Here is a 9285-nt window from a genome sequence, read left to right as displayed (position 1 = left end):
AAAGCTCATCATCCTCGCAAACGCACTACTCAGGGACAATCGGACCTGGACACCATCTCTCCCTTGACCAACACGGATACTCTAGGCCCGATGCTGCATAGTTGCTCGACGCGCTGACGATGCCTCTCAGCTTCCGGGTGAACCGAGCTGCTCCGCATCCCAGAACTGGTCAAGCCAGATGTTGAGCTTCAGGAAGCCGGCATTGCTGACCGTATAGACGCGCCTGGTGCCTTCCGGCTTGGCGTTGACCAACCCCGCATCAAGCAGCACCTTCAGGTGCTGCGAAACGGCCGGGCGGGACACCGGCAAGCCGGATGCCAATTCGTTGACGGTCTTCGGTCCGCGCCGGAGCTCTTCCAAGAGATGGCGCCGGTTGGGATCGGCAATCGCCATGAAGGCGTCGGAAAGCATCATGCCTTATTTGTGGGGCAAAGCGCCTCGAATCTCAACTGTCGGCTTCAGCTTTTCTACGCGGGTCGAGCCGCAACGCTTCCGGCGTCACCGAGCGATCGGCGGGCTGGGTCTTGAAGGCATCGCGGCCTTCGATCGGCACCGGCGCGCGACGGCTGATGCGCAGCAGCGTATAGCCAGCCAGGCTGAGATGCGCGAGCGCAGTGGCCAGGAACAGCCCCTCAGGGCGCATCCAGCCCATCAGGCCGGCGGCCACCAGCGGACCGATCATCGTGCCGAAGCCATAAAGCAGCAGCAGGCCGCCCGACACTTTGACGAAGTCCTCCGATCGCGCATGGTCATTGGCATGCGCCACCGCGATCGAATAGAGCGTGTAGGCGAAGGCGCCGTAGGCGGCGGTGCAGACGATGACGAAGACGCCGGAGCGCGGTTCGAACAGGAAGATGGCGATGGCAAACAGCGCAGCGCCGAAGGCCGCGCCCGCCAGCACGAAACGACGGTCCGTCGTGTCGGAGAGCCGCCCGGCCGGAAGCTGCATGGCAGCGCCGGCGATGACCACGAGGCTCATCATCAGCGCGATCTCGGCTGTCGAGATGCCGATGCGCGCTCCATAGACGGCACCAAGTGTACCCCAGGCGCCGTTGGCGATGCCGATCAGCACGCAAGCGATCGCCGACACCGGCGAATTGACGTAGAGCCCCTTGACGTCAAGCGACACGTCCTGCAGCGGCTTGGGGTGAGACGCCGTCGAGACCGCCGTCGGGATCAGCGACAGGCAGAACAGAATGCCGGTGATCATGAACAGCGACGCCGATCTCACATCGCCGCCGGCAACGATCATCTGACCGCCCATGATCGAGGCATAGGTGACCATCATGTAGAGGCCGAAGACGGTGCCGCGGTTTTCGTTGGTGGCCTTCTCGTTGAGCCAGCTTTCGATGACCATGAAGGCGCCGGCCATGGTGAAGCCGGTGAAGGCGCGCAGCAGGATCCAGGTATATTCGTCGATGATCAGGCCGGTGAGCAGTGCGACGATCGCTCCCGATGCGGCAAAGGCGCCGAAAGCCCTGACATGACCGGCGCGGCGCACGATGCGTGGCGCAAAGAAGCAGCCGGTGACGAAGCCGCCGGCCCAAGCCGTGCCCATCAGGCCGAGCGATGCCGTCGAGAAGCCCTCCACCTGGCCGCGCAGCGGCAACAGCAGACCGTGCAGTCCGGATGCCGCCAACAGGAACGCGGTGCCGCGCAGCAGCGAGAGGATCGGTCTGTAGCTTGCGAACATTTTTCAATCCGGCTGGGGGTTAGGGCACAAGTCTGGAGACAGCGGCATTCGGGCTTTTCGGCGGCGTGCCCGAGCTTTTGGAATTACCCGCAGTAACTACCCGCGGCGAAACAGCGCCTCTGCCGCCGACTTGGTCGAGCCCTTGGTCTTGAGCTCGGCTTCCAGCCGGGCGATCTCGTCGCGCAGGATGCCGATCCGTTCGGACAATTCATCGACGGAAAGCAGCGACAGATCCTGCCCGATCTCGTGCGGGCGCGCTTTCTTCTTGGGTTCGTCGTCGAAGATCGCCATCGTCGCTCCTCCGTGATTGCCCATTTGCCTGATTTGCCAATGAGCATACATAGGGCAAGGGTATGGATGCAAATGGCGGGCAAGAGCTGGCACGAGAAACCGGCGGAGCACGACGGGAAAATTCATGGCGAACGCACAGAAAATTCCGGCGAAGATGATGGCGATCGCCATATCGGAACCGGGCGGGCCGCGGGTGCTGAAAGCGGAAACCCGCGACGTACCGGTTCCCGGTCCCGGCGAGATCCTGATCCGGGTGCGGGCCGCCGGCGTCAACCGGCCGGACGTGCAACAGCGCAAGGGCGCCTATCCGCCACCGCCGGGAGCGTCGGATCTGCCGGGCCTGGAAGCAGCAGGCGAAGTCGCTGCCCTTGGTGACGAGATATCGCGCTGGCGCGTCGGCGACCGGGTCTGTGCGCTGACGGCGGGCGGCGGCTATGCCGAATATGTCAGAGTGCACGCCGGCAGCGTGTTGCCGCTGCCCGCCGGCTTTACCTACACCGAAGCGGCGGCGCTGCCGGAAAACTACTTCACTGTTTGGCACAATGTCTTCGAGCGCGGCGGCCTGAAGAGCGGCGAGACCCTGCTCGTGCATGGCGGCTCGTCGGGTATCGGCACCACGGCGATCCAGCTTGCTGCCGCTTTCGGCGCCTATGTCGTCACCACCGCCGGCAGCAAGGAGAAATGCGACGCCTGCCTCAAGCTCGGCGCCGACCGGGCGATCAACTACCGCGAGGAGGACTTCGTCGCCGCAGTCAAGGAGGCAACCGGCGGCAAGGGTGCCAATGTCATCCTCGACATGGTCGGCGGCGACTATGTGGCGCGAAACTATGAGGCTGCAGCCATGGAAGGCCGCATCGTCCAGATCGCGACGCAGGGCGGGGCGGTGGCGAGCGCCGATTTCTTCAAGATCATGGCCAAGCGGCTCGTGCACACAGGATCGCTGCTCAGGCCACGCACCGTGGAGTTCAAGGCGGCAGTTGCGGCTGCGCTGGAGGCGCAGGTTTGGCCGCTGCTCGGCACGCGCAAGGTTGCGCCGGTGATGGATACGATCTTCCCGCTCAAGGAAGCGTGGCGGGCGCATGAGCGGATGGAGGAGGGTGAGCACATCGGCAAGATTGTGCTCGATGTCGCCTGACGGCCCGCAAACAGGCTGAACGAAAGCCTAATGGTGCAATGCAACAAACGCATTGCGGCCATGCAAAAGCGTCTGTTCAATTTTTCATCGCCGATGCCTATTTACGCGGCATCAAAACGATGGAGGACTATCATGAACCCGATCCGCGCTTTCCGTAACTGGCGCATGTACAACGAAACCGTGCGCGAACTGAACCGGCTGAATGCTCGTCAGCTCAACGACCTCGGCATCAACCGCGGCGACATCGAGAGAATCGCCCGCAAAGGGCTTTAATCTCGAGCACGATCCCGCTCGAAGACCGGGCGCTGCTTTTCGGCAACGCCGAGCCGCGGTTCGGGATCAAGCTTTAGAAGCCAGAGCCGCAGCAGACGGATTTCCGTCGCCGGTTCCGAGCCCGCCCGACCTTGGTCTGGCGGGCTTTGTCTTTTTGAAGCTTTCGACTGCATGGCGTCATCTGCCGACCCTTCGCGGTCTGCTGGTCGCGCTGCCGTGCCGTCCTTGACGCGCGCCTGCCAAAAACATTGCGAAACGGCGAGCGAGCGGTTATATAGACCGCGATTTTCCCATTTTGGTGGCTCTAAACCACCGCCCGCGCGGGAACGCGGGCGAACGAGAAGGATTTTTGTAATGGCCAATACGCTGCTGATGCCAAAGGCGACCGCCGTCTGGCTGGTTGACAACACAGCGCTTTCCTTCGAGCAGATCGCGCAGTTCTGCGGACTGCATCCGCTTGAGGTCAAGGCGATCGCCGACGGCGAGTCGGCGCAAGGCATCAAGGGCATGGACCCGATCATGACCGGCCAGCTCACTCGCGACGAGATCGCGCGCGCCGAGAAGGACGCGAACCACCGGCTGAAGCTCTCGGATCCCAAGGTGCGGGTGCCGGAATCCAAACGCAAGGGTCCGCGCTACACGCCGCTGTCGAAGCGCCAGGACCGGCCCAACGCCATCCTCTGGCTGGTGCGCAACCATCCCGAGCTCAAGGATGCGCAGATTGCCCGCCTTGTCGGCACAACGAAGTCGACGATCGACCAGATCCGCGACAGAAAGCACTGGAACTCCGCCAATCTCCAGCCGATGGATCCGGTGACGCTCGGCCTGACGTCGCAGATCGACCTCGATATGGAAATCAACCGCGCCTCGCGCGGCCGCGAGCAGGCGCAGCCGGTCGGCGATACGCTGCTGCCGGCCGCCTTGACCGAACGGCTGGTGCCGGCGCCCGAAAAGCCGAAGGACGAGGACCGCGAACTTGACGCCAACGCCGTCTTCGCCAAGCTTTCAGCGCTGAAGTCGAAGGACAAGGACGCCGACGAAGAGGAATAGGTCTGGCATCCAAAACAAAAAGCCCGCTTTCAAGCGGGCTTTTTTGTGATCTTCCGTGTCAGCTTCGCGCCGCCCGGTCCGGCGCCATGCCGTAATCCTCGCTGCGCTCCACCGCGCGATAGAAATCGGCGAGCTGCTTGCCGCGCTCCGGCTTGAAGGTGCGGCCGGCGATGACCACCGAGGCGATGCGGTCGATGCGGAAGGCGCGGAAATCGCCGCGCATCTCACACCAGGCGACCAAGGTCCACACCTTGCCCCAGAACCACAGGCCGAGCGGGCGGATGTCGCGCGCGGTGCTGCGGCCGGCCTCATCCGAATAGTCGATGGTCAGCACCTGACGTTTCTCGATGGACCGCTCGATCAGGTCGATGGCTTCGCGGGCGGCATCGCTTACCACCCACATCGGCGTGTGGATCTCGGTACGGGCGATGCGGTCCTTTTCGGCGTCGGGCAACACGGCGCCTATCTTGACCAGCGCCTCGTCGGCGGCTCGCGCCATGGCCGCGCCACCAAAGGCGCGCACCATGCGGGCGCCGGCGACCAGCGCGACGATCTCGTCACGCGTGAACATCAGCGGCGGAAGGTCGAAACCCTCCCTCATCATGTAGCCGACACCGGCCTCGCCGTCGATCGGCACGCCGGTCGACTGCAGGTCTGCGATGTCGCGATAGATCGTCCGCTCGGAAACCTCGAGCCACGTGCCCAGCTTCTGGGCGGTGACCAGACGACCACCACGCAGATGCTGCACGATTTGGAAGAGCCTGTCGGCGCGGCGCATCGTATGGTCCCTCGGCGTCTATCGTTCCAGCCCTTCGCGCTTGCGCTGCGCGGCGACGAAGGCCGCGCCGAAGGACAGTTTCTTCGTTGTCGGCGTGCTTGCGTCGACCACCCGCCAGAACGGCGCAACATCGCCCAGCGCCATACCACGCTCAAGATCCTCGTTGGCGGCCTCGGCGACGGTGCGCAGATGATAGCCGATGGTGACCGGACATGTCATCTCGGCACCGTGCTCGATGGCGAGAGCGGTGCGCAAAGCGCGGATATTCATGTCCATGCCTTCGGGGATAGAGCGGATGAATGCGTGGACCTGGCGAGCTGTAGGAACCAGCATCGGCTGGCCTTCGACGACGTCGCCGATGGTGCGTGGCGACGGTGTTATGCCGTTGATGCCAGGCGTGTTCAGCCTGTCGTTCCAGCTTTTCATCGATCGTCCTCTCGGCCATCCGGCTCCGGCGGCCATTGCACTATGGCACGAGCCTCCTGACACCATACTGTCAGGAGGCTTCAGCATGCCCATTTCAGCTCGTCGCCAGGTCGCATCCAAACGCCACGCGGAAAGCTTGCCTCAATTGCCGCCATTGCGGCGGTCGCCATACATGTCCGGCCAACCAATATCCTTGCGGATGTCCGCCGGCAGGGTGTTCATGAATCGCTGGGTGCGGATCTCATTGCGGATCGTCCGGATCTTGCCGACATAGTGCTGCACGCTACGCAGAATGGTAATACCGTTCATGGCTGGTCTCCTCTCTTTCGATGCAGGCACTATCGCACACCCCTGCTGACAGCAGTCTGTCAGGAGGGTGCGGCTCTCATGACCGGCGTTCCGATTTATCCATCGAAGTGACAAGGCAGTGCTGAAAAGAGGCTTGCCGCAGTGGAAGCCGGCGATCCCGGAGCCGCTTTGACAGCCAGCCGCGATGCTGATCAAAGGCTGCATGTCGAAACTTCTCGCGCTCGTCATCATCTTCATGATGGTCATCCAGCTCATCAAGCCGCTCGGCTGGCCCGGGCTGAAGCGGCGCAGCGATTTCTGGAAGCTGGCGCTGCTGGCGATGGCGGCGATTTCGATTACGGCGGTGCTCGGGCACTGGACGTAATGCATGTCGCGCAAAATTGTGCAGCGGTTTTGCGACAACGACATGCATAAAAACAAGAACCTGAAGCGCGTCGGATGAGACCAATCGAACGCGACGCGCTTTAGTGCGGGCGGCCCGCTACGCGACGCCCGGTTCGTTGGCGAGCACCAGGCTGACCAGATGTTCCGCCCAGGCTCGGTAGCCGGCTTCCGAAGCGTGAAATCCATCCGATGCGAAGCCGGCATCGGCATCCGTGATCGGCAGCCGGGGCGCCGGTATGGCGCCGCGTTCGAGGCAAAGGCGCTCGCCCATCCGGTTCACCTCGACGGCGCGGATTTCGAGGATCTTGCCGAGCAATGGCGGCATTGCCGGAGCCCGGGTGAACTCCAGCACCGGCGACCACACCACGCGCGCTTCCGGCCATTTGGCGCGCAGCGCGTAGAGCAGGCCGCCAAACTCGCGCTTGAAGCGCGGTACGGAATGAAAATTCTTGGTGTCGTTGGTACCGATGGCCAGCACGATATGCGTCCACGGATCGGCCGATAGATTGGGCAGCACATGATCGCGGATCTGGCCAGAGGTTGCCGAGTTGAAGCCGGCCGCCCGCCAGCGCACGGTGCGGCCGGTGCGTTGCGCAATCAGAACTGCCAGTTGCGCGGCCAATCCGTTTTCGGAATTGCCGATGCCGACCGAGGCGGCGGAGGAATCGCCAAGCACCAGAACCGAGATTGCTGGCGCCAGGCCAGATATCTCGTGCATGACCGGACCTTGTGCCGGCAGCATGCGGGCGGTGCGGCGACGCACGCCAAGTCCTTGCCAGACATAAACCGGAAAGGCGAGCCAGGTGAGAAGGGTCGGAAAGCGCCGCATGGCAAGTCCCTTTTAGGGCATAGCGAACAGCACTTAGCGCATGTTGCACTGAAGGTGAACGACCTTGCAGCGACACCCTTGTCGCCTCAATGGCAGCAGTCATGTGTTCCGGATCGGTCTTCATACTCGTCGTGCAGCCGCACCCAGTCGCCGAGGCTATGATGCGGGCCAGTTTCGTTGCGGCCTTTCGGCGTCAGGTCGAGATAGTGATAGGCGCCGATCAGCGGATCGCCGCCTCTGGAGCGCGAGATGAAAGTCAGGAAGATGTCGCCTTTCTCGTCGCGATAGAACACGCTGGTGCCGGGAAGGTCTTTCGATCTCCGCGCGCGCCGCTCGAAATTGTAGGTCGTGTCGCCGGCCGCGATCTGCTTGTCGGTGAATGACACCTGCATGTCGAAGTTGAAGTCCGAAGCGTACGACGACACCCAGTCGAATTTCCAGCCCATGCGCTGCTTGTAGGGCAGAAGCTCGGCCAGCGGCGCCCGCGCCACCACCACGAGCGAGACGTCGTGGTGCCTGAGATGCTGGTTGGCACCGTCAATGTGGTCGGCAAGGAACGAGCAGCCCTCGCAACGATAATCGGCGCCCGGCCCGAACATGAAATGGTAGACGATCAGCTGGCTGTTGCCGCCGAACAGGTCGGGCAGTTTCTTTGGCCCTTGCTCGGTCTCGAAGACATAGTCCTTGCGGATCTTCAGCCACGGCAATTCGCGGCGTTCGGCGGCGACGCGGTCGCGAAAGCGCGTCAATTCCTTTTCGCGCGCCAGATGCGCCTTGTGCGCCTGAAACCAGTCTTCCTGCGATACGGTCTTGTTGTTTGGCATAGGTCTGCTCCTCTTTTCACGGAGGACGTTCGGCAGCGAGGAATGCCGACACCGAGCTGCATTTTTAGTTGCAGGAAATTGCGGCCCTTGCTGCTTTCAAACAAACCCGGGCACATGGCCCGGGTCGGAGGGAACGCAACCTGAATTCCGTCAGGCGGCTTGCTCCAGCGTCGGCTGCCATTGTCCAAGGGCTGCCAGATGGTTCATGTGGGCTCGATGGGCGAAGGCGGCCTGCGCGGCGGCGACGTTCGCCGGCTTGCCGCTCCAGGCCTTCTGCGGAGCGGCCTGCAAGGCGCGACCGTAGGAAAAGGTCAGCTTCCACGGATGCGGGCCAATGGCATTGATGGCGTTGAGGTTGGCGGTCGCCTCCTCGTCAGATTGTCCGCCCGAAAGGAAGGCAATGCCTCCAATAGCGGCCGGCACCGTCTCGCGGAACAGTTTTATCGTCTTTTCGGCAACTTCGTCGGGGCTGCTGACCTTGCCTGATTTCTTGCCGGCCAGCACCATGTTCGGCTTCAGGATGGTGCCTTCGAGGACGACGCGCGCCGCATAGAGTTCCGTGTAAAGCTTTGTCAGCGTCGCCTTGCTGATCTCGTAGCAAATGTCGATGTCGTGAGCGCCGTCCATCAGCACTTCCGGCTCGACGATCGGCACGATGCCGGCCTCCTGGCAAAGCGCTGCATAGCGGGCGAGCGCATGGGCGTTCGAGCCGATCGAGGTGGCAGAGGGCACGCCCTTGGCAACATCGATGTCGATCACCGCGCGCCATTTGGCAAAGCGGGCGCCGAGCTTGTAATAGTCGGCAAGGCGTTCGCGCAGGCCGTCCAGGCCCTCGGTGATGGTGTCGCCGGGAAAGCCGGCCAGCGGCTTGGCGCCGGCGTCGACCTTGATGCCGGGGATAGCGCCTGATGCCTTGATGATGTCGACCAGCGGTGTGCCGTCGGCGGCCTTCTGGTGAATGGTCTCGTCGTAGAGGATGACGCCGGAAATGTACTTGGTCATTGCATCGCTGGCGCGGAACATCATCTCGCGATAGTCGCGGCGACTGTCGGCGGTCGACTCGACACCGATGACGTCGAAGCGCTTCTTGATGGTGCCGGAGCTCTCGTCGGCGGCCAGCAGGCCCTTGCCATTGGCCACCATCGCGGCGGCAATGTCCTCGAGACGTTCGCTCATCGTGCTTCTCCTGAAAGAATTGATACGCGCCCAGCAGACCACCAGAGCAACGCAGGTTCAAGTCGAACCATTTCGTCAAACAAGCGCGAATCGATTGAAAGTCGCGGGCGCACTCCT

Annotated in this window: 14 protein-coding genes; 4 read left to right on the top strand and 10 right to left on the bottom strand. The window is 62.8% G+C overall.

The window, feature by feature from the left end; translation table 11 throughout:
- Positions 1-126: 126 nt before the first annotated feature.
- The 3 genes from NKH16_RS26330 to NKH16_RS26320 form a co-directional block, all read right to left on the bottom strand.
- Positions 127-414 carry an ArsR/SmtB family transcription factor gene (locus NKH16_RS26330; RefSeq protein WP_023678497.1) on the bottom strand — a complete coding sequence of 96 codons (288 nt, stop codon included), beginning with the start codon at positions 412-414 and terminating at the stop codon, positions 127-129.
- A 31-nt stretch (positions 415-445) separates the two neighbouring features.
- A complete protein-coding gene (locus NKH16_RS26325; RefSeq protein ID WP_023678496.1) occupies positions 446-1693 on the bottom strand; it encodes an MFS transporter in 1248 nt (415 codons plus the stop codon).
- 96 nt (positions 1694-1789) lie between these two features.
- The gene (locus NKH16_RS26320) at positions 1790-1984 is read right to left on the bottom strand and encodes a DUF1192 domain-containing protein (protein WP_023678495.1); all 195 of its coding nucleotides are present in this window, start codon (positions 1982-1984) and stop codon (positions 1790-1792) included.
- A gap of 124 nt (positions 1985-2108) precedes the next feature.
- On the opposite strand from NKH16_RS26320, the gene NKH16_RS26315 reads away from it, so the two are divergent.
- Both NKH16_RS26315 and NKH16_RS26310 read left to right on the top strand, forming a co-directional pair.
- The gene (locus tag NKH16_RS26315) at positions 2109-3119 is read left to right on the top strand and encodes an NAD(P)H-quinone oxidoreductase (protein WP_352452476.1); all 1011 of its coding nucleotides are present in this window, start codon (positions 2109-2111) and stop codon (positions 3117-3119) included.
- A gap of 132 nt (positions 3120-3251) precedes the next feature.
- Positions 3252-3392, top strand: coding sequence for a DUF1127 domain-containing protein (locus NKH16_RS26310; protein ID WP_023678493.1), 141 nt, complete (start codon positions 3252-3254; stop codon positions 3390-3392).
- Here the strand turns inward: NKH16_RS26310 and NKH16_RS26305 are convergent.
- Entirely contained in the window at positions 3389-3754 is a 366-nt protein-coding gene (locus NKH16_RS26305; RefSeq protein ID WP_352452477.1) for a hypothetical protein, read from the bottom strand. The two genes, NKH16_RS26310 and NKH16_RS26305, sit on opposite strands and share 4 nt — an antisense overlap.
- Between NKH16_RS26305 and NKH16_RS26300 the strand changes: the two genes are divergently transcribed.
- Positions 3747-4442 carry a DUF1013 domain-containing protein gene (locus NKH16_RS26300; RefSeq protein ID WP_023678492.1) on the top strand — a complete coding sequence of 232 codons (696 nt, stop codon included), beginning with the start codon at positions 3747-3749 and terminating at the stop codon, positions 4440-4442. The genes NKH16_RS26305 and NKH16_RS26300 overlap by 8 nt on opposite strands.
- 58 nt (positions 4443-4500) lie before the next feature.
- Here NKH16_RS26300 and NKH16_RS26295 read toward each other — a convergent pair whose 3' ends face one another.
- The 3 genes from NKH16_RS26295 to NKH16_RS26285 form a co-directional block, all read right to left on the bottom strand.
- Positions 4501-5220, bottom strand: coding sequence for a helix-turn-helix transcriptional regulator (locus NKH16_RS26295; protein ID WP_023678491.1), 720 nt, complete (start codon positions 5218-5220; stop codon positions 4501-4503).
- An 18-nt stretch (positions 5221-5238) separates the two neighbouring features.
- Entirely contained in the window at positions 5239-5646 is a 408-nt protein-coding gene (locus NKH16_RS26290) for a hypothetical protein (RefSeq protein ID WP_352747633.1), read from the bottom strand.
- A gap of 141 nt (positions 5647-5787) precedes the next feature.
- On the bottom strand, positions 5788-5955 hold the full coding sequence (locus NKH16_RS26285; protein WP_023678489.1) for a hypothetical protein: 168 nt from the start codon (positions 5953-5955) through the stop codon (positions 5788-5790).
- Positions 5956-6157: 202 nt separating this feature from the next.
- Between NKH16_RS26285 and NKH16_RS26280 the strand changes: the two genes are divergently transcribed.
- The gene (locus tag NKH16_RS26280; RefSeq protein ID WP_352540257.1) at positions 6158-6319 is read left to right on the top strand and encodes a hypothetical protein; all 162 of its coding nucleotides are present in this window, start codon (positions 6158-6160) and stop codon (positions 6317-6319) included.
- A gap of 117 nt (positions 6320-6436) precedes the next feature.
- Here the strand turns inward: NKH16_RS26280 and NKH16_RS26275 are convergent, their stop codons facing one another.
- The 3 genes from NKH16_RS26275 to NKH16_RS26265 all read right to left on the bottom strand — a co-directional run bounded on the left by NKH16_RS26275 (position 6437) and on the right by NKH16_RS26265 (position 9168).
- Positions 6437-7168: an SGNH/GDSL hydrolase family protein gene (locus NKH16_RS26275; protein WP_352634153.1), complete on the bottom strand. Its 732-nt coding sequence runs from the start codon at positions 7166-7168 to the stop codon at positions 6437-6439.
- Between the two features lie 86 nt (positions 7169-7254).
- Entirely contained in the window at positions 7255-7992 is a 738-nt protein-coding gene (locus tag NKH16_RS26270) for a DUF899 domain-containing protein (protein ID WP_352747636.1), read from the bottom strand.
- A gap of 150 nt (positions 7993-8142) precedes the next feature.
- Entirely contained in the window at positions 8143-9168 is a 1026-nt protein-coding gene (locus NKH16_RS26265) for a class I fructose-bisphosphate aldolase (protein ID WP_352747639.1), read from the bottom strand.
- Between the last annotated feature and the right edge of the window lie 117 nt (positions 9169-9285).

The organism is Mesorhizobium sp. M1307 (assembly GCF_040318155.1).
Lineage (GTDB): Bacteria > Pseudomonadota > Alphaproteobacteria > Rhizobiales > Rhizobiaceae > Mesorhizobium.
The sequence above is the reverse complement of the archived record's forward strand: the minus strand, read 5'-3'. Positions and strand labels throughout refer to the sequence as shown.